Genomic DNA, 26,384 nt, shown 5'->3' with positions numbered 1-26,384 from the left:
ACGAACTCGATCGAAAGGACCGGCCGCTCGGGCCGAACCTGTATGAACCGCAAGACAGTGTTCCGTAATCTGGCGATCGTCGCCGGCATTCTGCTGGTGATCTACGCCTTCAGTTACTTCGGCGACGACACGCGCGGTTTCACTCGGGTGGACACGTCCGTCGCGGTGACGCAGCTCGAATCGCAGAACGTCAGTGAAGCACGCATCGACGACCGCGAGCAGCAGGTGCGGTTGTGGCTCGAGAGCGGCAACGACGCGACCGAGGGCAGCACCGAGATCATCGCGAAGTACCCCGCGTCGGCCTCGGAGCAGATCTTCGACCTGGTCTCCGCGTCGGGAGCGCAGAAGTACGACACGAACGTCACCCAGGAGAGCTGGCTGACGTCGATCCTTCTGTTCGTCCTGCCGATGATCATCCTGCTCGGCGTGTTCTTCTTCGTGATGAGCCGCATGCAGGGCGGTGGTCGCGGCGGCATGATGGGCTTCGGCAAGTCGAAGGCCAAGCAGCTGACGAAGGACATGCCCAAGACGACCTTCGCCGATGTCGCCGGCGCGAACGAGGCCGTCGAGGAGCTCTACGAGATCAAGGACTTCCTGCAGAATCCGTCGCGCTACCAGGCGCTCGGCGCGAAGATCCCGAAGGGCGTGCTGCTCTACGGCCCTCCCGGCACCGGTAAGACCCTCCTTGCACGCGCGGTCGCCGGTGAGGCGGGCGTGCCGTTCTTCACGATCTCCGGTTCGGACTTCGTCGAGATGTTCGTCGGTGTCGGCGCCTCCCGTGTGCGCGACCTGTTCGAGCAGGCCAAGCAGAACGCTCCCTGCATCATCTTCGTCGACGAGATCGACGCCGTCGGTCGCCAGCGCGGCGCCGGTCTCGGCGGCGGTCACGACGAGCGCGAGCAGACCCTCAACCAGCTCCTCGTCGAGATGGACGGCTTCGGCGACCGCTCCGGCATCATCGTGATGGCCGCGACGAACCGCCCCGACATCCTCGACCCGGCACTGCTGCGTCCCGGTCGCTTCGACCGTCAGATCCCCGTCACCAATCCCGACCTCGCCGGTCGCCGGGCGATCCTCGCCGTGCACTCGAAGGGCAAGCCGATCGATCCCAACGCGGATCTCGGGGCGCTCGCCAAGCGCACGGTGGGCATGTCCGGTGCCGATCTCGCGAACGTCGTCAACGAGGCCGCGCTGCTCACCGCCCGCGAGAACGGCACGGTGATCACCGAGGCGCTTCTCGAGGAGTCGGTCGATCGCGTCATCGGCGGTCCCCGCCGCAAGAGCCGCATCATCAGCGAGCACGAGAAGAAGATCACGGCCTATCACGAGGGCGGCCACACCCTCGCCGCCTGGGCGATGCCCGACATCGAGCCGGTCTACAAGGTCACCATCCTCGCCCGTGGTCGCACCGGCGGTCACGCGATGACGGTGCCCGAGGACGACAAGGGCCTGATGACGCGTTCGGAGATGATCGCGCGTCTGGTCATGGCGATGGGTGGTCGCGCCGCCGAGGAACTCGTCTTCCGCGAGCCCACCACCGGTGCCTCGTCCGACATCGACCAGGCCACGAAGATCGCGCGGGCAATGGTCACCGAGTACGGCATGAGCGCGAAGCTCGGCGCCGTCCGCTACGGCCAGGAGCAGGGCGATCCCTTCCTCGGCCGCTCGATGGGCGTGCAGTCCGACTACTCGCACGAGGTGGCGCGCGAGATCGACGAGGAGGTCCGCAACCTCATCGAGGCCGCCCACACCGAAGCGTGGTCGATTCTCAACGAGTACCGCGACGCCCTCGACGTGCTGGCGCGCGAACTGCTCGAGCACGAGACGCTGACCCGCAAGGATCTCGACCGGATCCTGGCCGACGTGAAGAAGCGTCCGCGCATCACGACCTTCAACGATTTCGGGGATCGGGTCCCGTCCGACAAGCCGCCGATCAAGACACCTGCCGAACTCGCGGCCGAGCGTGGCGAGCCGTGGCCGCCGGAACCGCCGTCGCTGACGAAGCCGGCGCATCAGCATCCGCAGTATCCCGGCCAGGGTGAGGTGCCTGTTGCCGGTGGCTACCAGCCGGGCGGGCAGCCGCAGTACCAGCCGACGCAGCCCGTGCAGCAGGCGAACGGGTACCCCTCGCCGCAGCCACAGCCGGTCCCGGCTTCCGAACCGCTTCCCGGTTTCCAGCCACCGGCGCCGTATCCGGGTGGTCCGCGGCATGCGACCCGCCCCGACTACGGCGCCCCCGCCGGATGGTCGGCCCCCGGCTGGCCGCCGCGTGAGCAGACCCCGCCGCGTGAGCAGACCCCACAGGAACCTCAGGGTTACGGGCGTCCGCAGGAGCCGCAGGATCCCGCTCGGGGGCCCGGATCCGGCGACAACGGTGCGGGAGATCCGCACCGGGGTGAGAACCACGTGGGAGACTCGCAACCGCGCGATGGTTACGGCACTCCCGAGCCTCCTCCCACCCAGCGGTGGGAAGGCCCGGCCGGCCGGCACTGATCCGTGCCGGTGAGCCGGTACCGGCGTGCATCGGGGCCGGTCGGTTCCGATGGAGACGAGTGAGCGAAGAGTGGAGGGCGAGCGGGTGTCGGTGAACCACCTGAAGTCGGATACGGGTTCCGACCCGGAGGATGTGACGACCCACGAGTTGAGCGTGGACGCGGGACGCACATTCGACCAGGCCCGAGCCGAAGCGGCCGTGCGCGAACTGCTGATCGCGGTAGGTGAGGACCCGGATCGTGAGGGTCTGCGCGACACTCCCGCCCGTGTGGCCCGTGCCTACCGGGAGGTGTTCGGGGGCCTGTTCACGGACCCGGACGAGGTCCTCGACACGACCTTCGACGAAGGTCATCAGGAACTCGTCCTCGTGCGCGACATCCCGATGTACTCGACGTGCGAGCACCACCTCGTGTCGTTCCACGGGGTCGCCCATGTGGGATACATCCCGGGTCCGACGGGCCGGGTGACGGGTTTGTCGAAGCTGGCGCGCGTCGTGGACCTCTACGCCAAGCGGCCGCAGGTCCAGGAGCGCCTGACCAGTCAGGTCGCCGATGCGATGATGCGCAAGCTGCAGCCGCGCGGCGTGATCGTCGTGGTCGAGGCCGAGCACCTGTGCATGGCCATGCGCGGCATCCGCAAGCCCGGCGCCAGCACCACCACGTCCGCTGTGCGCGGGTTGTTCCAGACCAGTTCGGCGTCGCGTGCCGAGGCCCTGGACCTGATTCTGCGCCGGTGACCGTCTTCCCTGCCGAACAGTGGCCCGTCGTGATGGGCGTACTGAACGTCACCAGCGATTCCTTCTCCGACGGCGGTCGTTATCTGGATCGCGAGACCGCGATAGCCCGTGGTTTCGAGCTGCGCGAACTCGGTGTCGACATCGTCGATGTGGGCGGCGAGTCCACCCGGCCCGGTGCGGTGCGCGTCGATCCGGAGGTCGAGGCGTCGCGCGTGGCGCCGGTGATCGCGGCCCTGTCGGAGGTGGGCATCCCCACGAGCGTCGACACGATGCGTGCCTCGGTCGCCGAAGCGGCCATCGAGGCCGGGGTGACGATGATCAACGACGTCTCGGGTGGGCGTGCCGACGCCGACATGGCCAGGGTGGTTGCCGAGACCGGGATTCCGTGGATCCTCATGCACTGGCGTCCTCTCGGCGAGTTCGTCCACGCCGGCGGCTCGACGCATTACGACGACGTCGTCCGCGAGGTCCGCGACGAGCTGCTCACGCAGGTCGACATCGCGGTGGCTGCGGGAGTCGACTCCGACAAGATCGTGCTCGATCCCGGTCTGGGATTCGTGAAGGAACCCGACCACAACTGGCAGTTGCTGCACCGTCTGCCCGAGCTCACCGAGCTGGGATTCCCGGTGCTCATCGGGGCGTCCCGGAAGCGTTTCCTCGGATCGTTGCTCGCAGCGCCCGACGGCACGATCCGGCCGCCGGCGGGCCGTGAGGTCGCCACGGCCGTCGTCTCCGCGCTCGCCGCAACCCACGGCGCGTGGGGTGTACGCGTCCACGACGTGCAGGCATCCCGCGACGCGCTCGCGGTGGTGCGTGCCTGGCAGCGCGGTAGCGCGGAGGGAGTGCACGCGTGACGGACCGCATCGAACTACGGGGACTGACCGTCCGCGGCAATCACGGCGTCTTCGATCACGAGAAGCGGGACGGCCAGGACTTCGTCGTCGATATCGTCGCGTGGCTCGATCTCGCGCCGGCCGCGGCGTCCGACGATCTCACCGACACGTTGCACTACGGCGAACTCGCCGAGCGTGCCGCGGCGATCATCGCGGGTCCGGGACGCGATCTCATCGAGACGGTCGCGGGCGAGATCGCCGACGAGGTCCTCACCGACCCGCGTGTCACCCGGGTCGAGGTCACGCTCCACAAGCCGTCGGCGCCGATCCCGCTGACCTTCGGCGATGTCGCCGTCGTGCTCGAGCGCTCCCGAGGTGACGCGGCCGGGAGCGCGTCATGAGTCGTGCCGTGCTGTCCATCGGGTCGAATGTCGGCGACCGGCTCGCGCACCTGCGGTCGGTCGTCGACGCGCTGGGTGAGCGCCTCGTCGCCGTCTCGGCGGTGTACTCGACGGCGCCGTGGGGTGGTGTCGAGCAGGAGGACTTCCTCAACGCGGTCGTCGTCGCGAAGGACGCCGAGTTCGGTCCGTACGACTGGCTGCGGTTCGGCCGCGAACTCGAAGAAGCCGCCGAACGCGTGCGGGTGCAGCGTTGGGGGCCGCGCAGCCTCGACGTCGACGTCGTGAGCTGCGACAGCGGCGACGGCGAGGTGCGCAGCGACGATCCGGATCTGATCCTGCCCCACCCGCGCGCGCACCAGCGGGCGTTCGTGCTCGTCCCGTGGCTCGACGTCGAGCCCGACGCCGTGCTCACCGCCGACGGCCGACGGGCGGGCATCGGCGAGTGGCTGGGCGAACTCGACGACGCCGAACGAGAGGGCGTGCATCGCACCGATCTGTCGCTGACCGGGCCGACGACCTAGGGGCGCAGCGAGTGCTGAAACAGACCAGGATCCGCGATCTGCTGGCGCTGGCCGCGCTGGCGGCGGTCGTCGCGTGGTTGCTCGTCCGCACGATGTACGGCTCGCTGCCGCCCATCCCGGTCTATGCGGGAGCCTCGCTGTACCCGGTCGCGGTGATCGAGGTGATCCTGGCGTTCATGATCCGGTCGCGGGTGGGCAAGCACGAGATCGGTGAGGGGCCGGGCCGGTTGCATCCCATCACCGCGGCCCGCGCGGTCGCGCTCGCGAAGGCATCCGCGCTGGTGGGTGCCGCGAGTGCCGGGGTGTGGGTCGGGTTCCTGCTGTATCTCGTGCCGCAGCGCGGTGTGGTGCAGGCGGCCACCGACGACACGTCGGGTGTGCTCGTCGGAGCCGTCGCCGGCATCGCTCTGGCGGCCGCCGCATTATGGCTCGAATACTGTTGCCGGACACCGGAAGACCCCGACGAACCGAACGAACCGGCTGTCTGACCTCGGATTTCGCGGTGGGAGGGCGTGTCGTCCGGCTCCGATCGGTGGACCTGTCCAAGTACCCTGATGGTCATGGCTTCCTCGGCGCGAGCAGACAGAAATCGTCGTCCGTGGCGCAGCACCGGCTCGATGATCGTGGCCGGTCTGCTCGCTCTGGCGATGATCGCCTCGTTGCTGTTGGTCTTCAGTGAGAGCGTGCAGTTGCTGCGCGTCGCGGTGGTCGTCGCTCTCTGGGCCGCCACCATCGGAGCCATCGCGATGAACAAGTACCGCCGGGAATCGGCGCTCGACCGAGCGAAGGCCGACGACCTGAAGACGGTGTACGAGCTGCAGTTGCAGCGAGAGATCGCGGCGCGGCGCGAGTACGAGCTGACCGTCGAGGAGAAAGTCCGAGCCGATCTGAAACTCGACGCCGGCGAGGTGGCGGCCCTGCGCACCGAGCTGGCCACCCTGCGTCGCACGCTCGAGATGTTGTTCGACGGCCGATTGCCCGACGACGTCGTCGCCCTCGAAGGTCAGGCGGAGAAGTTGCGCGAACTGAGCGAGGCCGCGCGGGTGTCCGCGCCGCGTCCGTCCGGGCCTGCTTTCGCGTCTCCCGACGACGAGCCGGTGACCGCGGAGACCGAATCGGTCGAGGCGGGCCTGCGCGATGCTGTGAAGACGTCCGGGAAGGCGCCGGAGAAGGGTGACGCCGACGAGCCGGCGGCCGGGAAACAGGATGACGGTTCGGTGAGCGAGAAATCTGCGAGCGAGAAAGCGGGCACCGAGGAACAGCGCGAGCAGCAGAGGCCGGCCGGCCGGCGGAAGGACACCACCGCGCAGAAGAGCACCGCTCAGGAAGACCCCGCCGCGCAGGACGACGGAACAGCGGACACGGCCGACGATGACGACGACTCCGACGACGAATCGTCAGGACGTCGCTCCCGACGCCGCCGGGGCGACGGCGCCCACGGTGAGGGCCGGACGGTCGCGGAAATCCTCGCGTCGTTGTCGAGCGAACGCTGATCCGCAGGCGGTTCGTCCGTCACGCCTCGCCCGCCCACCTCGTTCGGTGAGGCGCAGATCACTCGACCCGACCGTGGCGAGCCCCGGAAAGCGCGCGCTATTGTCGATCGGAACGTCCGGTACCCGCTGAGCGGGACTGGAACGAACGAGAGGACTCCCGTGAATTCCTTCGGGATCACCAACGCACCTGCGCCTGCGCGCCTGTCGGTAGGAATTGTGTCCGCCGGACGGGTCGGTACCGCACTCGGCGCGGCGTTCGAACGTGTCGGTCACGTCGTCGTGGCCTGCTCGGCGGTCTCCGACGTCTCCAGACACCGCGCCGCCACCCGTCTGCCCGAGTCCCAGATACTGCCGGTCGACGAGGTTGCCGGTCGCTGCAACCTCCTCCTCCTCGCCGTTCCCGATACCGAACTGTCGTCGCTGGTCAAGGGTCTGGCGGCCACCGGTTCGGTTGCTGCCGGCACGATCGTCGTCCACGTCTCCGGCGCTCATGGCACCGCGATCCTCGAGCCGCTGACCGAGCAGGGCGCCGTGCCCCTCGCGATCCACCCCGCGATGACCTTCACCGGCCACGACGAGGACATCGACCGAATCTCGTCCGCGTGTTTCGGCATCACGGCCGCCGACGAGATCGGTTACGCCATCGCTCAGTCCCTGGTCCTCGAGATCGGCGGCGAGCCGGTCCGCGTCCCCGAATCCATGCGGACGACCTACCACGCGGCCCTCGCACACGGCAGCAACCACCTGGTCACGCTGGTTGCCGACGCCGTGGAGGCGCTGCGCAGCGCCCTGCAGGGAGAGGAACTGCTCGGGCAGCAACTCGTCGACGACGCTCCCGGTGGAGTCGCCGAACGGGTCCTGCAACCGTTGCTCTCGGCGGCGCTCGACAACGTGCTGCGACGCGGACCCTCCGCCCTCACCGGGCCGGTCGCGCGCGGCGATGCGAAGGCGGTTGCTGCGCATCTGCGCGCGCTCGAGGCCGTCGATCCGCAGATCGCGGCGGGTTATCGGGCGATGTCGCTGCGGTCGGCGCAGCGGGCCGGTTCGAAGCCGGAAGTCATGGCAATTCTCGAAGGAGCTGAATACGGTGAGTGAAGCAGGGCAGCGCGGATACGTGCGAGGTGAACTGACCGTTCACCACGATCCCGCAGGCCTGACCAAGGTCACCCGGGCTCTGCGCGGCGTCGGCCGCACCGTCGCACTCGTACCGACGATGGGTGCGCTGCACACCGGTCACCTCGAGCTCGTGCGTCAGGCCAAGCTCACCGGTGCCGTCGTGGTGGTGTCGATCTTCGTCAACCCCCTGCAGTTCGGGAAGGGTGAGGACCTCGACGCCTACCCCCGCACCCTCGACGCCGACCTCGAACTGCTCCGTGAAGCCGGGGTCGAACTCGCGTTCGTCCCGTCGGCCTCCGCGATGTACCCGCACGGCCCTCGTACCACGATCCATCCCGGTCCGCTCGGATCGGAACTGGAAGGTGCTTCGCGCCCCGGCCATTTCGCTGGGATGCTGACGGTCGTCGCGAAGCTGTTCAACATCGCCGGTCCCAACGCCGCGTACTTCGGTGAGAAGGACTACCAGCAGCTCACCCTGATCCGTCAGATGGTCGCCGACCTCGATCTCGACATCCGCATCGTCGGTGTTCCCACAGTGCGAGAGCAGGACGGACTCGCACTGTCCTCCCGCAACCGCTATCTCGACGCCGAACAGCGCGAGATCGCGACCACGCTGTCGGCGGCCCTCGTCGCCGGTGCGCACGCCGCGGCGGGGGGAGCCGAGGCGATCCTGTCCACGGCGCGTGAGGTGCTCTCGCAGAGCCCGCAGATCGAGGTGGACTATCTCGAGGTGCGCGGTGCCGATCTCGGGCCTGCGCCCGAACGAGGCGACGGCCGACTGCTCGTCGCCGCGCGACTCGGCACCACACGGCTCATCGACAACGTCGGGGTCGCCGTCGGTACCGGCTTCCTCGAGCGCGCCACCGGCCCGGTGGATCCCGATGCCGAAGACAACCTGACGACCCGCTGACCCACCGATCGATTTCGGAAACGAGAAAGAAACCGAGGACGAGCATGTTCCGCACCATGATGAAGTCGAAGATCCACCGCGCCACGGTCACCCACGCGGATCTGCACTATGTCGGTTCGGTGACCGTCGACCAGGATCTGATGGACGCCGCGGATCTGCTCGAAGGTGAGCAGGTCTGCATCGTCGATATCGACAACGGCGCCCGGCTCGAGACGTATGTCATCGCCGGTGAGCGTGGTTCGGGCATCATCGGGATCAACGGGGCCGCAGCGCGTCTCGTGAGCCCCGGCGATCTCGTCATCCTCATTGCCTACGGTGTGATGAACGAGCAGGAGTGCAAGGACTACAACCCGCGCGTGGTGTTCGTCGACGCCGACAACCGTCAGGTCGAGCTCGGCAACGACCCCGCCCACGCTCCCGAGGGCTCGGGCCTGATCACGCCGCGGATGCTGTCGACCCTCGACTCCCCGTCCCTGGTCTAGAGGTGCTCCTCACCGTCGACGTCCGCAACACCAACATCGTCCTGGGGGTGTTCGCGGGCAGCGGGTCGAACGCGCGGCTGCTGCGCGACTGGCGCGTCCGTACCGATCCCAGGATGACCGCGGACGAGATCGCTCTGCTGTTCCGCGGTCTGCTCGGGGAATCCGCCGAGCAGGTCACCGGGGTCGCGGCCCTGTCGACCGTGCCATCGGTGTTGCGCGAGCTGCGCGTCATGCTCGACCGCTACTGGTCGTCGGTGCCCCACGTCGTGGTCGAGCCGGGTGTGCGGACGGGAGTGCCTCTGCTGGTGGACAACCCGAAGGAGGTCGGCGCCGACCGCATCGTCAACAGCCTGGCGGCCTACCACTTCTACGGATCTCCTTGCATCGTCGTGGATTTCGGAACCTCCACGTGCGTCGACGTCGTGTCGGGCAAGGGGGAGTTCCTCGGCGGTTCCATCGCTCCGGGTGTGGAGATCTCGATGGATGCGCTGGCGTCACGGTCCGCCGCGCTGCGCAAGGTCGAATTGCTCCGTCCCCGAGGCGTTCTGGGTAAGAACACCGTCGAGTGCATGCAGTCCGGGGCGGTCTTCGGGTTCGCCGGCATGGTCGACGGCGTCGTGCGGCGGATCTGCGCCGAGGTCCCCGGTTTCGACGGCGACGACGTGGCCGTGATCTGCACCGGCGACAGTGCGCCGCTGATCATGCCGGAGTCGCGCACCCTCGAGCACCACGAACCGGACCTGACCCTCGAAGGGTTGCGTCTGGTGTACGAACGGAACCAGGTGAGACGAGCGGCACGCGGAACTGCGGGTTCCGCTGAGCGCCATTCTGTGTAAAAATGGTCCCCGTGATCCGTTGCATGAGCACCCAGGAGTGTTGTCGAGGCTGACTGCCGCCTCGACCGATAACACATTCCTGGGAGTTTTCTCATGCGCGCTGCGCTTGTTTCCGCCACTTCTGTTTCCACTGTCGCTCCGGTTTCTGATGCCGCTCCGGTAGCCTTCCACCGACTTGCCGTCGAGCGCACGTACCCCACCGAACTGTCCGCAGCGGTCGCCCGCGGCGCCGTCGTCGTCGACATCCGCTCGCACGTCGAACGTGCTTCTCAGGGAACACTTCCCGGCGCGTTGGCCATCTCCGCCGATCTTGTCGCCGAGCGGCTCGATCCGAGCGGGTCGGGCCGTCTCGCTCTCGCCGTCGATCGCGACGTCGAATGGATCCTCGTCTCGGCCGACGGTGCAAGCTCGCACGGCGTGGTCGCCGAGTTGCACGCGCAGGGTCTGCGGCGGGTCACCCATCTCGTCGGTGGTTACGACGCCATCCGCGCCGCCCGCCTGGTCGGGGCGGTGGCCGAGGCCCAGCACGTCGCGCAGGACGTGGCGCGGGTCACCGCGCACTGAAAGCGCGCATCTGCAGGAAGAACGACCCCGGGTGTCCGATAGTCTGGTTACCCGTGAGTGATGCCACCGTTCAGCAGCCCGACGACACCCCCGAGCAGATGCGGGTCCGCCGCGAGAAGCGCGAACGGCTCCTGGCACAGGGCTCGGAGGCCTATCCCGTCACGATCGCGCGCACCCATACGCTCGCGGAGATCCGTGCCGAGTATCCCGACCTCGAGCCCGACACCGCCACCGGCACCATCGTCGGTGTCGCCGGACGCGTGATGTTCTCGCGCAACACCGGCAAGCTGTGCTTCGCGACGCTCCAGGAGGGCGACGGCACCCAGCTGCAGGTCATGCTGAGCCTCGCCGGTGTCGGCGAGGACGCGCTCGCCGGCTGGAAGTCCGAGGTGGACCTCGGCGACATCGTGTTCGTGCACGGTGAGGTCATCAGCTCCCGACGCGGCGAGCTCAGTGTCATGGCCGACTCGTGGACCATGGCGTCGAAGGCGCTGCGTCCGCTGCCGGTCGCGCACAAGGAGATGAACGAAGAGGCACGGGTGCGTCAGCGCTACGTCGACCTCATCGTGCGTCCCGAGGCACGGCGAAACGCGCGCATGCGTGTCGCGGTGGTCCGCGAGCTGCGCAACGCGCTTGAGCGTCGCGGATTCCTCGAGGTCGAGACGCCCATGCTGCAGACCCTGCACGGCGGTGCCGCCGCGCGCCCCTTCGTAACGCACTCGAACGCGCTCGATATCGATCTGTTCCTGCGCATCGCCCCGGAATTGTTCCTCAAGCGGTGTGTGGTCGGCGGTATGGAGAAGGTCTTCGAGATCAACCGTAATTTCCGCAACGAAGGTGCCGACTCGACGCACTCGCCGGAATTCTCGATGCTCGAAACGTACGAGGCGTACGGCACCTACGACGATTCGGCGCGGATGATTCGCGAGATCATCCAGGAGGTCGCGTTCGCGGTCTTCGGCAGCCACGTCGTGACGCTGGCCGACGGCACCGAATACGACCTCGGGGGTGAATGGAAAACGCTCGAAATGTATCCCTCGTTGTCCGAGGCGATCGGTTCGGACGTGACCCCTGACACCACCGTCGAAGAATTGACCGCGCTCGCAGGTCGCGTCGGTCTCGAGATTCCCGAGGGCAAGGGCTGGGGCCACGGCAAGCTCGTCGAGGAACTGTGGGAGCACATGTGCGGCGACCAGCTGCACGAGCCGACCTTCGTCCGCGATTTCCCCGTGGAGACCTCGCCGTTGACGCGCGATCATCGCGACGTGCGTGGTGTCACCGAGAAATGGGATCTGTACGTCCGCGGTTTCGAACTTGCCACGGGCTACTCGGAACTCGTCGATCCGGTGATTCAGCGTGAGCGTTTCCTCGACCAGGCGCGTCTGGCCTCGGAAGGGGACGACGAGGCAATGGTGCTCGACGAGGATTTCCTCGCGGCGATGGAACAGGGAATGCCGCCGACCACGGGTACCGGAATGGGAATCGACCGCCTCCTCATGGCACTTACCGGTCTGGGAATCCGTGAAACAATCCTCTTCCCGATTGTCCGACCGAACACCCGTTAATCGGATTTCGCCGCTCCATATTGCGATGCGTTAATCGGGGGGTAGTGTGGTGCCCGTCCCGCGGGGGGAAGCGCATGCGAGAGGATTTACACCACATGGCGAAGAAAGTCACTGTCACCCTGATCGACGATGTGGATCAGGAATCGGCGGCGGACGAATCGGTGGAGTTCGGACTCGACGGAGTGACGTACGAGATCGACCTTTCCGAGGACAATGCGGCACGGTTGCGCGAGCAGTTGGAATTCTGGATCGAACACGCTCGTAAGGTCGGCGGCCGCAAGCGGAGCAAAGCTGCGGTCGGTGCTGCTCCGGTCGCACGCAAGGGCGCATCCGGAAGTGCGGGTCGCGAGCAGACGGCTGCGATCCGGGAATGGGCACGGAACAACGATCTGCCGGTTTCCGCGCGTGGCCGTATCTCGGCGGAGATCGTCGAGGCGTACAACAAGGCACACTGACGACATCGTCGTCGAGGCACACCGACGACAGGTCGTCCGTGGGGCGTCGTCCATCCGTGGACGGCGCCCCACAATCGTCGAAGGCGGGTTCGCTTGTGGCTCAGTGGTCTCCGTCACACCGATCCCCGATGTGGGCCAGCTGGGGCGATGCGGTCGGGGAGTAGCATCCGCTCATGGCCGAGACCGTGCTCGAACCGGGTTCCACCTGCTGGCGAATCGCGCGAGCGGAGAGGCTGACCTGCATCGTCGATGCAGCCGACTATTTCCGTCATGCCAAGTCGGCGATGCTCGGGGCGAAAAAGCGCATCATGCTGATCGGGTGGGATTTCGACACCCGAATCAAGTTCGAACCGGACGGTCCGACTCTCGAGGGACCGAACAAACTCGGTGAATTCCTCGAATGGCTCCCCGAACGGCGGCCCGATCTCGATATTTATCTACTCAAGTGGAACATCGGCGCGTTCAGCGCCCTGGCGCGGGGAATGACTCCGGTGTTCGTACTCGATTGGCTCACCGACCCGCGGCTGCACTTCGAAATAGACGGGGCACATCCTGTGGGTGCCGCCCATCATCAGAAAATTCTCGTGGTCGACGACAGTATCGCTTTCTGCGGCGGTATCGATATGACCGTCGACCGCTGGGATACGCCGGATCACCCGGACCGTAGCAAGTACCGGCGGGAGCCGAGCGGCAAACGCTACGGGCCCTGGCACGACGTGACCACTGCCGTCGACGGTGGGGCCGCGCAGGCCCTCGGCGACCAGGCCCGTGCCCGGTGGAAGGCGGCCACGGGCGAGGAACTCGATCCGGTGCCGGACCCGGAACCGATCTGGCCCGACGGCCTCGAGCCGACCTTGCGTGGCGTCGACGTGGGCATCGCCCGCACGCTGCCCGCCTACGGCGGAAAGGACGGCGTCCACGAGATCGAGTCGCTGTACCTGTCGGTGATCGAGAAGGCTCGGCACACCCTCTACCTCGAGAGTCAGTATCTGGCCTCGCGCAGGATCGCGGACGCGCTCGCAGAGCGACTGCAGGAACCGGACGGGCCCGAGATCGTGGTGGTGATCCCGCGCAACGCCGAGGGCTGGCTCGAACGCAAGGCGATGGACGGTGCCCGGCGTGCCCTGCTGCACATGCTGTGGGACGCCGACGCGCACGGCCGCTTCGCCGCCTACTATCCCGTCACGGCCGGCGGGGAGCCGATCTACGTGCACGCGAAGGTCGTCGTCATGGACGAGACGCTGCTGCGGATCGGGTCGTCGAACCTGAACAACCGTTCGATGGGATTCGACACCGAATGCGACCTGGCGATCGAGTCCGCCGAACCCGGGGACGCGGTCGGCCGCGCAGCCGTCGAGCTGCGCAACATCCTGGTGGCGGAACATCTGGATGTCGACCCGAAGCTGGTTGCCGAGGCCACGGAGGAGGGCGGATCGCTCATCTCCACCATCGAGCGGTTACGTGGGCCGGGACGTTCGCTGCGGCCGTTCGAACCGGGTACGGTATCGGACGAGGACAGTGTCCTCGCCGAAAGCGCTCTGGCCGATCCCGAACGTGCCTCGCGGAGCCTCGGACGCAGGATCGAGCGGTTCTTCGCCCGTTGATTCCCCTGCTGCCGCTGTTCGCTTGTGGCGTACAGCTTGCGGAAACGTATCCGCCACGTGCAGCGTTGACTTCTGAAACCGGGTTTTCCTGCCGCCTTGCGAAGGGTAGAGGGAAAGCGAGTCGATACCACGACCACTAGAGTGTGGAGTGGGAGCTTGGAACCTCGAAACGGTTCCGACGAACGACTCGAGTGCCGGAGCTTAAGAGCGGCAGCAGGGTGCGGGACGATCGGCGTACCGGACCGGCGGCCGGAGAGTGTGAGGGAGTGCGATGTTCGAAAGGTTCACCGATCGCGCGCGGCGCGTCGTTGTCCTGGCTCAAGAAGAGGCCAGGATGCTCAACCACAACTACATCGGCACGGAGCACATCCTCCTCGGCCTCATCCACGAGGGTGAGGGTGTGGCGGCGAAGTCGCTCGAGTCGTTGGGTATCTCCCTCGAAGGTGTTCGCAGCCAGGTCGAAGAGATCATCGGCCAGGGGCAGCAGGCGCCCTCGGGGCACATTCCCTTCACTCCTCGTGCCAAGAAGGTCCTCGAGCTGAGCCTGCGCGAAGCGCTCCAGCTCGGACACAACTACATCGGCACCGAACACATCCTGCTCGGTCTCATCCGTGAGGGTGAGGGCGTGGCGGCGCAGGTGCTCGTCAAGCTCGGCGCCGACCTCAACCGGGTGCGTCAGCAGGTCATCCAGCTGCTGTCCGGATACCAGGGCAAGGAGCCCACGGAATCCGGCACGAGCCGTGGCGAGACCGGCACTCCGTCCACGTCGCTCGTCCTGGACCAGTTCGGCCGCAACCTCACGCAGGCAGCTCTCGAGGGCAAGCTCGATCCGGTCATCGGCCGGGCGAAGGAAATCGAGCGCGTCATGCAGGTGCTGTCGCGTCGTACGAAGAACAACCCTGTGCTCATCGGCGAGCCGGGTGTCGGTAAGACCGCGGTCGTCGAGGGTCTCGCGCAGGCCATCGTCAACGGTGAGGTCCCCGAGACCCTCAAGGACAAGCAGCTCTACACGCTCGACCTGGGCTCGCTCGTCGCCGGCAGCCGTTACCGCGGTGATTTCGAGGAACGCCTGAAGAAGGTCCTCAAGGAGATCAACAGCCGGGGCGACATCATCCTGTTCATCGACGAGCTGCACACGCTGGTCGGTGCGGGTGCCGCCGAGGGTGCGATCGACGCCGCCTCGATCCTCAAGCCGAAGCTCGCCCGCGGTGAGCTGCAGACCATCGGTGCGACGACCCTCGACGAGTACCGCAAGTACATCGAGAAGGACGCCGCGCTCGAGCGCCGCTTCCAGCCGGTGCAGGTCGGGGAGCCGACGGTGGAGCACACCATCGAGATCCTCAAGGGCCTGCGCGACCGGTACGAGGCGCACCACCGCGTCTCGATCACCGACAAGGCGCTCGTCGCGTCGGCCACTCTCGCCGACCGCTACATCAACGACCGCTTCCTGCCCGACAAGGCGATCGACCTCATCGACGAGGCCGGTGCCCGCATGCGCATCCGCCGCATGACCGCGCCGCCGGACCTGCGCGAGTTCGACGACAAGATCGCCGATGCCCGTCGCGAGAAGGAATCGGCGATCGACGCGCAGGACTTCGAGAAGGCCGCGAGCCTGCGCGACAAGGAGAAGCAGCTCGTCGCGCAGCGTGCCGAGCGCGAGAAGCAATGGCGTGCGGGCGATCTCGACGTCATCGCCGAGGTCGACGAGGAGCAGATCGCCGAGGTCCTCGCCAACTGGACCGGTATCCCGGTGTTCAAGCTCACCGAGGAGGAGACCACGCGTCTGCTCCGCATGGAGGACGAGCTGCACAAGCGGATCATCGGCCAGGAGGACGCCGTCAAGGCCGTCGCCAAGGCGATCCGTCGTACGCGTGCCGGCCTGAAGGACCCGAAGCGTCCGTCCGGTTCGTTCATCTTCGCCGGCCCGTCCGGTGTGGGTAAGACGGAGCTGTCCAAGGCGCTCGCGAACTTCCTGTTCGGTGAGGACGACGCTCTCATCCAGATCGATATGGGCGAGTTCCACGACCGCTTCACCGCATCGCGTCTGTTCGGTGCTCCTCCCGGCTACGTCGGATACGAGGAGGGCGGCCAGCTCACCGAGAAGGTGCGCCGCAAGCCGTTCTCCGTGGTTCTGTTCGACGAGATCGAGAAGGCCCACCAGGAGATCTACAACACCCTTCTGCAGGTCCTCGAGGACGGTCGCCTCACCGACGGTCAGGGACGCACGGTCGACTTCAAGAACACCGTGCTGATCTTCACGTCGAACCTCGGCACCGCCGACATCTCGAAGGCCGTCGGGCTCGGTTTCTCCGCCGGCACGGGCGAGGCGTCGAACTACGAGCGGATGAAGAACAAGGTCCACGACGAGCTGAAGAAGCACTTCCGGCCCGAGTTCCTCAACCGTATCGACGACATCATCGTCTTCCACCAGCTCACGCAGGAGCAGATCATCCAGATGGTCGACCTCATGGTCGGACGTGTGGAGACGCAGTTGAAGAACAAGGACATGGGTATCGAGCTCACCGAGAAGGCGAAGTCGCTGCTCGCCAAGCGCGGTTTCGACCCGGTGCTCGGCGCACGTCCGCTGCGTCGCACGATCCAGCGTGAGATCGAGGATCAGCTCTCCGAGAAGATCCTGTTCGGTGAGATCGGCGCCGGCCAGATCGTCCTCGTCGACGTCGAGGGCTGGGACGGCGAGGGTGCGGGCGAGAACGCGAAGTTCACGTTCACGCCGAGCGAGAAGCCGGCCGAGGTCCCGGATACCCCGGCGGTCGCGCTGGCCAAGTCCAGCGAGGGCGAGTCCGAAGCCGGATAAGCGCCCGCTGCCTGTAGCAGGCACTGCTGTACCGAGAGGGGCGGCACCCGAGAGGGTGTCGCCCCTCTCGCTGCGCGTTCGGCCTCGTCGACCGGACCAGGGGGCGCCGGCACGCCCTACCCAGTTCACGATCCGGCGTGCGCGGTCCACGGCTGCGCGGACGAGTGGGCGGGGATCCTGCTGCATCGTGGTCACCGCTCCGTGCTGCGCCTGCAGGTGCCGCTTCACCCGAGGATGTCCGGACTCTTCCTTCCCTGCTTGACCTCCAGTCGGCTCGAGGTTGCACGGTGGGTCGTGAACGGACGACGACCAGGGAGGTATCGCAATGCGGCAAGTACTGCCCGATCTGTGGGAGACGCAGGAGGACAACCCGTTCCCAGGGCTGAGGACGCACGCCTATCTGTGGACCGGGAAGAACAATGTGCTCTTCTACTCGGTCGCGAGTGAGGCCGATTTCGACGAACTGGACCGCCTCGGGGGGATCACCGACCAGTACCTGTCCCATCAGGACGAGGCCGGCCCGATGCTCGGCAGGATCGCCGAGCGCTTCGGGTCGAGACTCCACGCGGCGGCGGTGGAGACCGACGTGATCGGCCGGCACGCCCGCATCGACGTCCCGTTGACGGAAGGTCACGTGGACGACAACGGGGTGGAGATCGTTCCGACGCCCGGGCACACGGTGGGCAGCATCTGCTATCTGGTGCCGGGCGCGGACGGAACCCGCTATCTGTTCACCGGCGACACGCTGTATCGCGGTGCTTCGGGGAAGTGGCGGGCCGGTTACATCGAGGGAATGAGCGATGCCCGTGCGCTCACCGACAGTCTGCGTCTGCTGGCGGCGACGGAGCCCGATGTGGTGATCTCGAGTGCGTTCGCGGGGGAGTCGGGCGCGCACCGGATCGACCCCCGGGAATGGCCCGCCCACATCGACCAGGCGCTGGTCGGGTTGTCGGCCACGGTGCAGGGCTGAGCAGAGGTCCTCTTCCGGACCATCCGCCCGGATCGGCTCATCTGCCGATGGTCGGCATGTGCGCGGTGAGCGTCGACAGCGTGCTGGCGACGATCTCGGTGAGTTCGTCGGGGCGGATGTCGAGGGTGCCGTCGAGCCAGCCGCGGACGAGTTCGACGGCCCCGGCCATGACGACCACCGCACACAGTTCGGCCTGCCGGGAGTCGAGGCGGCTGCCCACCGCGTCGCTCTGCTTGACGAGTTCGTCGGCGGCGGCGCGGATGAATGCGCTCTTCCGTTCGGCGAGCGGGGGCGCGTCGGAGATGAGAAAACGACCCTGCTGAGGGTTGAGTTCGACGGCACCGACGATCGCTCCGATCGCGGCGCGTGCCTTGGCGTGCAGGTCGTCGGGGGCCGACGTGATCGCGTCGACGGCGCATTCGAGCAGTGTGGCACCGAGTTCGTCGTAGGCGGTGGTGGCGAGGTCGTTCATGTCGGTGAAGCTCTCGTAGAAGAAGCGCGGACCGACTCCGGCGGTGGCCGCGACCTTCCGTACCGTCGCCGCAGACCATCCTTCGTCGGCGACCACGTCGATCACCGCTCTCTGGAGGCGTGTGCGGCGTTCGGCGCGTCGATCGGCCGGGGCAACGCCGCGATATGCACGGGTGGCTTCGGGCTCGGACACATCGTCGAGTGTTGCACAACCACTACAACCTTCCGGAATCTGAAGATTCCGGAATCAATTGTTTACTAATTGAGCGATCCTTGTCATAGTCGGTCCCGAATCCGGACGAGGAGGAAAACGTGACGATCGAAGCCCCGCCGACAGCCCACCTGCACGACCGAACCGACCGACTCGCACCGAAGCCGATCCTGAAGGAGGGCGGTCCTCGCCTGGCGATGTCGTTGCTCGCCGGCGACTCGGTGCGTCCCACCCGCGCCCAGGCCCGGGCGTTCGCCAAGTTCGCGTACACCTGCGATCCGGTGGCCGACGATCTGGTCGCGGCCATGCGCCGCGACCGGCTCCGGATCCGCACGCAGTTCGAGCAGGCACTCGAACACGGCATCGAGACGGTCGACGACCCCGCGCCCGAAGTGGAAGCGTTCATCGCCGCCCTCGACGACGTGCCGTTCTGGGTCGACTACGACAAGCTCGATCTCGCCGCGCGGGCGATCGCGCGTATGCCGATGAGCACCCTTATGGCGTTCACCACCGCCATCGCCTTCCCGGCCAGCTACGTCTCCCCGCGCGTCAACGACGTGCTGTTGCGCGGCGGCGACCTCGCGAAGCGCGCTGCGGCCCGCATCGTCGAGACGGTCTCCTGGTCGATGGACTGCACGGCTCCGGGCGGAATGGAGCGTTTCGGGGAGGGGACGAAGAACACCGCTCGTGTCCGCGTCGTCCACGCCTATATCCGTGCCGGGATCGGCCGGGTCGAGGACTGGAACACCGACACGCACGGCCGGCCCGTGAACCAGCTGCACTACTGCGTGACGATGATCCCGATCGCCGGGGTGGCTCTCGCCGTCATGGCGGCCGGGCACTGGTACTCGCGACGTGAGCGCGACGCGATCGTCCACCTCTACCGCTACATCGCGCACACGATGGGAGTCACGGCGGAACTGCAGGTCACCTCTCTCGACGAACTCCTGCGCCTGATCTGGCTGGCGGTCTGGTCGGAAGTGGACCCCGACGACTCGTCCGCGGCTCTCACCGACGCCGCGCTGAAGGCCGTGCCCCGCATCTACGGCCTCGACGGGTCCGGCCTGTCGAACCGGATCAGGAGCTGGGCGCACTACCACTTCCACGCCGACCTGGCCCGTCTGTCGCTGGGCTCCGGATACGCCGACGCCGTGGGAATTCCCCGCCTGAGCCCCATGGCGGCGCTGTATCCGGTGTGGTTCGCGCGCAATCTCGTGCGCGACCGCCTGAGTGTCCTGGTGCCCGGAGATGCCGGACGCGCCGCCCGGCGGGGTCACGCCGAGCGCATGCGGGAGATCGCCGAGGTGAAGCGGCGGCTCGAGGTGCGGCCCTACGAACGGGACGAAGCCGTGCAGGCGATCGGGGAGCGGGACCGCGAACTCCGGGCGCGATCGGCCTGATCCGGACATCGGGAACGCTCTGCCGCGAACGACCCTCGCCATCCCGGTGATTCTGCAAGTGTGGTTTCCGGAGTGCTGCCCACACGAAGAAGGAGACATCATGCCCACACGTACTGCACGGACCGCGTGGAACGGAGATCTGCAGGAGGGCTCCGGACAGGTGGAGCTCACCAGTTCGGGCCGCGGCACGTTCGACGTGTCCTTCCCCAAGCGCTCGGCCGAGAATGCGGACGGCACCACCAGTCCCGAGGAACTCATCGCCGCCGCACACTCGTCGTGCTACGCGATGCAGTTGTCCGCGCTGATCGCGGAAGCGGGCGGCACACCGCAGAGCCTCGAGGTCACCGCCGACGTTTCGCTGGGACCGGACCCGGCAGGCGGTTTCCGGCTCACCGGGATCACGCTGAAGGTGCGGGGCGAGGTCGACGGCCTCGACGCCGACGGCTTCACCAAGGCCGCGGAGGGCGCCAAGGCCGGGTGCCCTGTGAGCAAGGCACTCACCGGCGTCGACATCTCTCTGGACGCTGCTCTCGAAGGCTGAACGGGCGGAGGAACGGAGCACGCCTGACCGGCAGGGGAACAGGGCACGTCAGGGCCGGGTTGTACCCGAGTATGAGCATGCCCGACGTACTTCTCCCCACAGCCCATATCGAGATCCGGTCCGACATCGCCTGCCCCTGGTGCTACATCGGCAAGCGTCGTTTCGCGGAGGCCCTCGCATCCTTCGACGAGCGCGACCGGATCGAGGTCACCTGGAGGTCGTACCAGCTCTCGCCCGATACGCCGGTCGGGCGGCGGGTCCCGGAGATCGAGGCGCTCGTCGCGATGAAGGGCGTGCCGGCCGAGCAGGTCAGGCAGATGTTCGCTCAGGTCTCCGAGACCGCAGGCGGCGTGGGCCTCGACATCGACTTCGACAAGGTCGTCGCCGCCAACACCTTCGACGCGCATCGGCTCGCACATCTCGCCGGCGACAAGCGCGACGAGGTCCTCGAAGCGTTGTTTCGGGCGCATTTCGTCGACGGTGAGGTGATCGACGACCCGGATGTCCTCGTGAAGGTCGCGGCCGAGGTCGGACTCGATCCGCAGTGGACGCGGGCAGCCCTCGACGGTGACGACCCTGCCGGTGAGGCGGCGGGCGACGCCGTGGCCGCCGATCTCCTCGAAGCGCGGAACCTGGGCGTGCAGGGCGTACCGTTCTTCGTGGCCAACCGTGCCGTCGCGGTGTCGGGTGCCCAGCCGGCGGATGTCTTCCGGGCGTTCCTGCGCAGAGCCGTCGACGATGTGACGGTCACGCTGTGAGTGCCGCGAGATAACGTCGCGCGATCCGCCGCTGGAGCATGTGCCCGACCGGCCCGCCCAGTCGGGTGTACCAGCGGGCGGGGCGGGAGAACGCGATCACCGTGCCCCTGACCTGTCCGTCGGCGGTGCGCTCGACGACGAAGGTCTCCTCACCGCTCTCCGGGTGCCCGTCGAGCGTGCCGTAGGTGAAACCCCGCTGCCGATCCGTATCGAACACTTCGATCACACGGCACGGCGCGGTTGCCCGTACCGGTCCGAGGCCGAAACCGAGCCTCACGTCGAGTCCGGTTGCCGCGGCGGGGGTGTCCGCCGGAACGTGAATTCCGGCACCGCGGTGCATGTCCCATGAGAGCAACCGGGCAGCGGCGACCTCGAACACGGTGTCGCCGCTGCCCAATTCGCTCCCGACTCTCAGGTGCCGATAACCGGAGGGAAGCGGCGCCTCGCCTCGGAAGGCCCGCAGACTCGCTCCCACCTCCGGATAGGTGAGCTCACGCCCGGACTCGCCGGACGCGGACATCTCAGGACTTCTTGACGTCGAGGACGACCTCGAACTCGAGCAGCGACGCGCCGCTCGCGACGGGGTTCCTCGCCTCACCGGCGTGTGCGGCACGTGCGCCCCCGTCCCGCCATGCAGCGAAGTCCTCTTCGGTCTCCCACTGCGTCACGACGAAGTACCGGTTCTCGCCGGCGGTGGGGCGGAGCAGCTGGAAACCCAGGAATCCGGGGGAGTTGTCGACGGTGTGCGCACGATTCGCGAACCGCTTCTCCAGCTCGGGGCCTGCGCCTTCGGGAACCTCGATTGCATTGATCTTCACGACTGCCATGCGCGAGAGCCTACTCCGCTAACTTGGTCGATTGTGTTGCACGACGAGGGCGGAACCGGACGACCCATCCTGCTGTTGCACGGTCTGATGGGCAGCGCGCGGACGTGGCGTCGCCACGTGCCGTGGCTGCGTGAACATGGGCACGTCCATACCTTCGACGCTGCCGGACACGGTCGCTCCGCTCCCGACGAACTCACCACCGAGGCATTCGTCGCCGATCTTCACGCCCATCTGCACGGGCTCACCGAACCGCTCACCGTGCTCGGACACTCGATGGGCGCCCTGCACGCGTGGTGCTTCGCCGCGGCTCATCCCGAACGCGTGACCGCGCTGGTGCTCGAGGACATGGCACCCGACTTCCGGGGACGCACGGCCGCGAACTGGGCGGCGATGGTCGAACAGTGGCCGCAGCCGTTCCCCACGGAGAACGCGGTGCTCGACCATTTCGGTCCTGTCGCGGGGCGCTATTTCCTCGATTCGTTCGTCCGCCGCGAGGACGGCTGGCATCTGCACGGCGACGTCGCGACCTTCCGCGACATCTCGGAGGAGTGGGGGGCACGGCACTTCTGGGACGAGTGGAACTCGGTGCGGGTGCCCGCGCTGCTGCTCGAGGGCGAGTTCACCATCACCCCGGAGGGGCAGATGCGGCAGATGGCGACGCGCCCCGGCACCGAGTACGTTCTGGTCGAGGGCGCGGGACACCTCGTGCACGACGACCGACCCGACGAATTCCGCGCCGCAGTGGAGCGCTTCCTGACAACGCATTCGCTGTCGCGCGGTCGGCTCTAGGACGTCGCCCCCTCGCCGGCGAGCGCGAACCGGCCGTCGTCGGTCTGCTCGACGAGACCGTCCACCAGCAACGAATGCAGAGCGCGGTCGCGCTGGCCCGGATCCGAGGTCCACACGCTGTCGAGAACGGGACGCTCCACCGGGACGCTGCTCTCGCGCAGTACCGCCATCAACCGGCCGCGCACCTGCCGATCCGTACCGGCGAACTTCTGCACCTTCCGGGGCGGTCCGTCGTGCGCGGGTCGCCCGGCCTGCACCCACGCGCAGTCGGGCAGCGGGCAGCGCCCGCAGTCGGGAGTGCGGGCGGTGCACACGGTCGCGCCGAGTTCCATCAGCGCCGCGGAGAAGGTCGCCGCACGGGCACGCTGACGCGGGAGGAGTACCTCGACGTCGGCGAGATCCCGTGTGGTCGACGGGTTCCCCGGCTCTGCCCGACCGTGGACGGCCCGGGCGACGACACGCCGCACGTTGGTGTCCACCACCGGCACACGCTGCCCGTATGCGAAGCACGCGACCGCCCGCGCGGTATAGGCGCCGACACCGGGCAGGCTCAGCAGGACATCGACGTCCTCGGGTACGCGATCGTCGTGTTCGGTGGCGAGCACGCCGGCGCATTCGTGCAGGCGCAGCGCGCGGCGCGGATAGCCGAGCTTTCCCCACGCCCGCAGGACCTCCGCCTGGCTCGAAGCGGCCATCGCCGACGGCACGGGCCAGCGCCGCACCCACTCCTCCCAGATCGGCGCCACCCGGGCAACCGGCGTCTGCTGCAGCATGACCTCGGACATGAGGATCTGCCAGCCCGTCACCCCGTCACGGCGCCACGGCAGGTCGCGGGCCTGGGCTGCGTACCAGCGCAGCAACGACGGTGCATCGACGGACATCTCGGGTCTCCTCGGGTCACAGGGTCGGGCGTCGGGATCCGTTTCGGAGACGTCGAACGAAATCGGACACGCGCGCGGGTGAATAATGTACGCATGCCGAACTCGAATCCCATCTCCGCCTGGAAATCTCTTACCGAGGGTAATCACCGGTTCGTCAGCGGTACGCCGCTGCATCCGAGCCAGGGAATCGACCGTCGGGCCGAACTGGTCAACGGTCAGCACCCCACCGCTGTCCTGTTCGGCTGCGGTGACTCCCGGGTGGCCGCGGAGATCATCTTCGATCAGGGCCTCGGCGACATGTTCGTCGTTCGCACGGCAGGCCACGTCATCGACAGCTCTGTGCTCGGCTCCATCGAGTATGCCGTCGACATCCTCGACGTCCCCCTCATCGTCATCCTCGGCCACGACAGCTGTGGTGCCGTCGCCGCGACCATCGACGCGCTCGACAAGGGTTCGGTGCCGGGTGGTCACATCCGCAGCCTCGTCGAGCGGGTCGCACCGTCGATCCTCATGGGCCGGGCCGAAGGCCTGAGCACTGTCGACGAACTCGAGGGCCGGCACGTGGTCGAGACCGGAAAACTGCTCACGGATCGTTCGCGGATCATCGCCGACCGCATTGCGGACGGTCGCTGCGCCATTGTCGGCGTCACCTACAAGCTCGATGACGGTCGCGTGAGCCTGCGGGGCCACATCGGAGATATCGGTGAGGTCGCCGACAACTGAGAGATGTGAACCTGTCGGTCGCAGCGATGTGACCGCAGGTCACAGCGACACGCCGACGGTGGGTGTAGCCGTGCGCAGCCCGCGGCACATACCGTGGGGGGCGTGCTTGAACCGACCGGTCCTCTGCCCCCCGAGATCTACTGGCGACGACGCGTTCTCGCGATCGGAGTCTCGGTGGTCGTGCTGGCGCTGGTCATCTGGCTCGTGCTGGCGTTCACCGGCGGCGACGATCCCGACCCGAAGCCCGCGGCCGCGGAAGTGACGACCTCCGCCACGACCACGGCGGCCGATGCGTCCGCCGAGGCGGCGGCCGGGAGCACCACGCGGAGCGGGGGAGGGTCGGCCTCGTCCGGCTCACGCGACCCGGAGGGTTCGGCGTCGGCGGACGCAGACGAGGACGAGTCGTCCACGAGCACCACCTCCGCCGCGCCGGTTCCGCCCGGCCAGTGCTCCGATCAGTCGCTGGCCGTGCGGGTGACGGCCGACGAGCCGAACTACCGGGTCGGCTCCGAACCCGACTTCACGATCGTCATCACCAACATCGGGACGTCGCAGTGCGAACGCGACCTCGGTGCCGGTCTGCAGCAGGTGCTCGTCTACAGCCTCGACGGTAACGAGCGGCTCTGGGCGAACACCGACTGCTTCCCCGAATCGACCGCCGATATCCGGTCGCTCGCTCCGGGCGACCAGGCGGCCTACTCCGTCAAGTGGTCGGCGACGACCTCCGAACCCGGCTGCACGGCACCGCGCGAACCGGTCGGTCCCGGTGCCTACACCGTGGTGGGGCAGCTCGGCGGCCTGCGCAGCGTGCCCGAGCCGTTCAACATCACGCCCTGAGCAGGTAACGGCCGCTCAGTCGTAATGGTTGATGGCGGCTTCGGCCAGCCGCGACAGTCCTTCGCGGATGTACCGGGCCCACAGGGCGCCGACACCGTCGACGGCCTGGAGATCGGCAGCGGTGGCGGCGAGCAGTCCCTGCAGGGTGCCGAATGCCCCCACGAGCCGGTTGATCTGCCGGGTCTGCAGCCGCGGCACCCGATGGAGCACGCGATAACCGCGAGGACTCATCGAGGTGTCGAGGGCCTCGATGGTGCCCGAATATGCGAAGGCGCGCGCAAGGGTCGTCAGATCGAGCAGATCGACGTCGGTCAGGCGGGCGAGACGCTCGAGCGCCTGCTCTACCTCCTGCGGAGAGGGAACATGATCGCCGGCCAGGTAGTCGCGCACGATGAGCTGCCGGGCGAGCTGGTTGTCACCGACGAGTTCTTCGAGTTGGAGGGCCAGCTGACGACCGTCGGTACCGAGTTCGAGCACGTCCTGCTCGATCTCCACGGACAGGCGGTGCATCATCTCGAGTCGCTGTGCCACGGTGAGCGCGTCGCGCAGCGTGACGATGTCCTCGATCTCGACCACGGACAACTGCCGGGTCACCTCGTCGAGCCGGGCCTTGTAGCGCTCGAGTGTCGCAACGGCCTGATTGGCCCGGGACAGGATGGTCGCGGAGTCGTTGATGACGTGGCGGCGACCGTCGACGTACACGCTGACGATGCTCATCGACTGGCTGACCGAGACCACCGGATATCCGGTCTGGATCGCGGTGCGCTCCGCGGCGCGATGCCGGGTGCCGGACTCCACGGTGGGGATACTCGGATCGGGCACGAGCTGGACGTTGGCGCGCACGATGCGCGAGCCGTCGGTGGACACGACCACCGCCCCGTCCATCTTCGACAGTTCCCGTAGCCGGGTAGGGGCGAATTCGACGTCGAGTTCGAATCCGCCGTCGCACAGCTCGGCGACCTTCTCGTCGAAACCGAGGACGATCAGTCCGCCCGTCCGACCACGAAGGATCCGTTCGAGACCGTCGCGTAGCGCGGTGCCGGGCGCCAGACGAGCGATGGTGTCGCTCAGCGTCGAGGCCGGCGCCGACTCGGTCATCTGGACATCCCCTCCCTGTGCGGTCTGCGGTGGTCGTCACAATGCGCGGACTCT

28 protein-coding genes are annotated in these 26,384 nt (G+C 67.5%); 23 read left to right on the top strand and 5 right to left on the bottom strand.

Annotated features, from left to right (window positions below; translation table 11 throughout):
- The first annotated feature begins 42 nt into the window (after positions 1 to 42).
- The 17 genes from ftsH (at position 43) to GON09_RS15435 (ending at position 17,794) form a co-directional block, all read left to right on the top strand.
- A complete protein-coding gene (gene ftsH / locus GON09_RS15515; protein ID WP_213932570.1) occupies positions 43 to 2,493 on the top strand; it encodes an ATP-dependent zinc metalloprotease FtsH in 2,451 nt (816 codons plus the stop codon).
- 70 nt (positions 2,494 to 2,563) lie between these two features.
- Entirely contained in the window at positions 2,564 to 3,229 is a 666-nt protein-coding gene (gene folE / locus GON09_RS15510; RefSeq protein ID WP_213934465.1) for a GTP cyclohydrolase I FolE, read from the top strand.
- Positions 3,230 to 3,261: 32 nt separating this feature from the next.
- Complete coding sequence (gene folP / locus GON09_RS15505; protein WP_213934464.1) at positions 3,262 to 4,083, top strand: dihydropteroate synthase; 822 nt, start codon at positions 3,262 to 3,264, stop codon at positions 4,081 to 4,083.
- Positions 4,080 to 4,463, top strand: a complete 384-nt coding sequence (folB, locus tag GON09_RS15500; RefSeq protein WP_213932569.1) for a dihydroneopterin aldolase — start codon at positions 4,080 to 4,082, stop codon at positions 4,461 to 4,463. The genes folP and folB overlap by 4 nt, the downstream gene beginning before the upstream one ends.
- Positions 4,460 to 4,984: a 2-amino-4-hydroxy-6-hydroxymethyldihydropteridine diphosphokinase gene (gene folK / locus GON09_RS15495; protein WP_213932568.1), complete on the top strand. Its 525-nt coding sequence runs from the start codon at positions 4,460 to 4,462 to the stop codon at positions 4,982 to 4,984. The genes folB and folK overlap by 4 nt, the downstream gene beginning before the upstream one ends.
- An 11-nt stretch (positions 4,985 to 4,995) precedes the next feature.
- Complete coding sequence (locus tag GON09_RS15490) at positions 4,996 to 5,472, top strand: DUF3180 domain-containing protein (protein ID WP_213932567.1); 477 nt, start codon at positions 4,996 to 4,998, stop codon at positions 5,470 to 5,472.
- A 72-nt stretch (positions 5,473 to 5,544) separates the two neighbouring features.
- Positions 5,545 to 6,477 carry a DUF6779 domain-containing protein gene (locus tag GON09_RS15485; RefSeq protein ID WP_244865522.1) on the top strand — a complete coding sequence of 311 codons (933 nt, stop codon included), beginning with the start codon at positions 5,545 to 5,547 and terminating at the stop codon, positions 6,475 to 6,477.
- Between the two features lie 159 nt (positions 6,478 to 6,636).
- A complete protein-coding gene (locus GON09_RS15480) occupies positions 6,637 to 7,572 on the top strand; it encodes a Rossmann-like and DUF2520 domain-containing protein (protein WP_213932565.1) in 936 nt (311 codons plus the stop codon).
- The gene (gene panC, locus GON09_RS15475) at positions 7,565 to 8,503 is read left to right on the top strand and encodes a pantoate--beta-alanine ligase (RefSeq protein WP_213932564.1); all 939 of its coding nucleotides are present in this window, start codon (positions 7,565 to 7,567) and stop codon (positions 8,501 to 8,503) included. The genes GON09_RS15480 and panC overlap by 8 nt, the downstream gene beginning before the upstream one ends.
- Positions 8,504 to 8,547: 44 nt before the next feature.
- Positions 8,548 to 8,985 (top strand): aspartate 1-decarboxylase, encoded by a 438-nt coding sequence (gene panD / locus GON09_RS15470; RefSeq protein WP_016931928.1) that lies wholly within the window; start codon positions 8,548 to 8,550, stop codon positions 8,983 to 8,985.
- A 2-nt stretch (positions 8,986 to 8,987) separates the two neighbouring features.
- Positions 8,988 to 9,821, top strand: a complete 834-nt coding sequence (locus GON09_RS15465) for a type III pantothenate kinase (protein ID WP_213932563.1) — start codon at positions 8,988 to 8,990, stop codon at positions 9,819 to 9,821.
- 93 nt (positions 9,822 to 9,914) lie between these two features.
- Entirely contained in the window at positions 9,915 to 10,385 is a 471-nt protein-coding gene (locus GON09_RS15460) for a rhodanese-like domain-containing protein (RefSeq protein ID WP_213932562.1), read from the top strand.
- A gap of 98 nt (positions 10,386 to 10,483) precedes the next feature.
- Positions 10,484 to 11,950 (top strand): lysine--tRNA ligase, encoded by a 1,467-nt coding sequence (lysS, locus tag GON09_RS15455; protein ID WP_244866519.1) that lies wholly within the window; start codon positions 10,484 to 10,486, stop codon positions 11,948 to 11,950.
- Positions 11,951 to 12,045: 95 nt separating this feature from the next.
- On the top strand, positions 12,046 to 12,405 hold the full coding sequence (locus tag GON09_RS15450; RefSeq protein WP_213932560.1) for a histone-like nucleoid-structuring protein Lsr2: 360 nt from the start codon (positions 12,046 to 12,048) through the stop codon (positions 12,403 to 12,405).
- A gap of 173 nt (positions 12,406 to 12,578) precedes the next feature.
- Positions 12,579 to 14,009, top strand: coding sequence for a phospholipase D-like domain-containing protein (locus tag GON09_RS15445; RefSeq protein ID WP_213932559.1), 1,431 nt, complete (start codon positions 12,579 to 12,581; stop codon positions 14,007 to 14,009).
- 271 nt (positions 14,010 to 14,280) lie between these two features.
- The gene (locus GON09_RS15440) at positions 14,281 to 16,824 is read left to right on the top strand and encodes an ATP-dependent Clp protease ATP-binding subunit (RefSeq protein ID WP_213932558.1); all 2,544 of its coding nucleotides are present in this window, start codon (positions 14,281 to 14,283) and stop codon (positions 16,822 to 16,824) included.
- Positions 16,825 to 17,149: 325 nt separating this feature from the next.
- The gene (locus tag GON09_RS15435; protein WP_213932557.1) at positions 17,150 to 17,794 is read left to right on the top strand and encodes an MBL fold metallo-hydrolase; all 645 of its coding nucleotides are present in this window, start codon (positions 17,150 to 17,152) and stop codon (positions 17,792 to 17,794) included.
- A 37-nt stretch (positions 17,795 to 17,831) separates the two neighbouring features.
- Here GON09_RS15435 and GON09_RS15430 read toward each other — a convergent pair whose 3' ends face one another.
- Positions 17,832 to 18,458: a TetR/AcrR family transcriptional regulator gene (locus GON09_RS15430; RefSeq protein WP_213932556.1), complete on the bottom strand. Its 627-nt coding sequence runs from the start codon at positions 18,456 to 18,458 to the stop codon at positions 17,832 to 17,834.
- 119 nt (positions 18,459 to 18,577) lie between these two features.
- Between GON09_RS15430 and GON09_RS15425 the strand changes: the two genes are divergently transcribed.
- From GON09_RS15425 to GON09_RS15415, 3 genes are all read left to right on the top strand, one after another.
- Entirely contained in the window at positions 18,578 to 19,876 is a 1,299-nt protein-coding gene (locus GON09_RS15425; protein ID WP_213932555.1) for an oxygenase MpaB family protein, read from the top strand.
- A gap of 100 nt (positions 19,877 to 19,976) precedes the next feature.
- Positions 19,977 to 20,417, top strand: a complete 441-nt coding sequence (locus tag GON09_RS15420; RefSeq protein ID WP_213932554.1) for an OsmC family protein — start codon at positions 19,977 to 19,979, stop codon at positions 20,415 to 20,417.
- A gap of 77 nt (positions 20,418 to 20,494) precedes the next feature.
- On the top strand, positions 20,495 to 21,175 hold the full coding sequence (locus GON09_RS15415) for a DsbA family oxidoreductase (RefSeq protein ID WP_244865521.1): 681 nt from the start codon (positions 20,495 to 20,497) through the stop codon (positions 21,173 to 21,175).
- On the opposite strand, the gene GON09_RS15410 is transcribed toward GON09_RS15415, so the two are convergent.
- Both GON09_RS15410 and GON09_RS15405 read right to left on the bottom strand, forming a co-directional pair.
- Entirely contained in the window at positions 21,165 to 21,695 is a 531-nt protein-coding gene (locus GON09_RS15410) for a DUF1990 family protein (protein ID WP_213932552.1), read from the bottom strand. The two genes, GON09_RS15415 and GON09_RS15410, sit on opposite strands and share 11 nt — an antisense overlap.
- Position 21,696: 1 nt before the next feature.
- Entirely contained in the window at positions 21,697 to 22,002 is a 306-nt protein-coding gene (locus GON09_RS15405; RefSeq protein WP_064063132.1) for an antibiotic biosynthesis monooxygenase family protein, read from the bottom strand.
- 33 nt (positions 22,003 to 22,035) lie between these two features.
- Between GON09_RS15405 and GON09_RS15400 the strand changes: the two genes are divergently transcribed.
- On the top strand, positions 22,036 to 22,791 hold the full coding sequence (locus GON09_RS15400) for an alpha/beta fold hydrolase (protein WP_213932551.1): 756 nt from the start codon (positions 22,036 to 22,038) through the stop codon (positions 22,789 to 22,791).
- Here GON09_RS15400 and GON09_RS15395 read toward each other — a convergent pair.
- On the bottom strand, positions 22,788 to 23,672 hold the full coding sequence (locus tag GON09_RS15395) for an A/G-specific adenine glycosylase (RefSeq protein ID WP_213932550.1): 885 nt from the start codon (positions 23,670 to 23,672) through the stop codon (positions 22,788 to 22,790). The genes GON09_RS15400 and GON09_RS15395 overlap by 4 nt on opposite strands.
- Positions 23,673 to 23,765: 93 nt before the next feature.
- On the opposite strand from GON09_RS15395, the gene GON09_RS15390 reads away from it, so the two are divergent.
- A complete protein-coding gene (locus GON09_RS15390; RefSeq protein ID WP_213932549.1) occupies positions 23,766 to 24,395 on the top strand; it encodes a carbonic anhydrase in 630 nt (209 codons plus the stop codon).
- Between the two features lie 102 nt (positions 24,396 to 24,497).
- Positions 24,498 to 25,232 carry a hypothetical protein gene (locus tag GON09_RS15385; protein WP_213932548.1) on the top strand — a complete coding sequence of 245 codons (735 nt, stop codon included), beginning with the start codon at positions 24,498 to 24,500 and terminating at the stop codon, positions 25,230 to 25,232.
- A gap of 15 nt (positions 25,233 to 25,247) precedes the next feature.
- Here GON09_RS15385 and disA read toward each other — a convergent pair whose 3' ends face one another.
- Entirely contained in the window at positions 25,248 to 26,330 is a 1,083-nt protein-coding gene (gene disA, locus GON09_RS15380) for a DNA integrity scanning diadenylate cyclase DisA (RefSeq protein ID WP_213932547.1), read from the bottom strand.
- Between the last annotated feature and the right edge of the window lie 54 nt (positions 26,331 to 26,384).

Source organism: Rhodococcus sp. B50, from assembly GCF_013602415.1.
Taxonomy (GTDB): Bacteria; Actinomycetota; Actinomycetes; order Mycobacteriales; family Mycobacteriaceae; genus Rhodococcus.
This window is presented reverse-complemented; position numbering and strand designations above follow the sequence as displayed.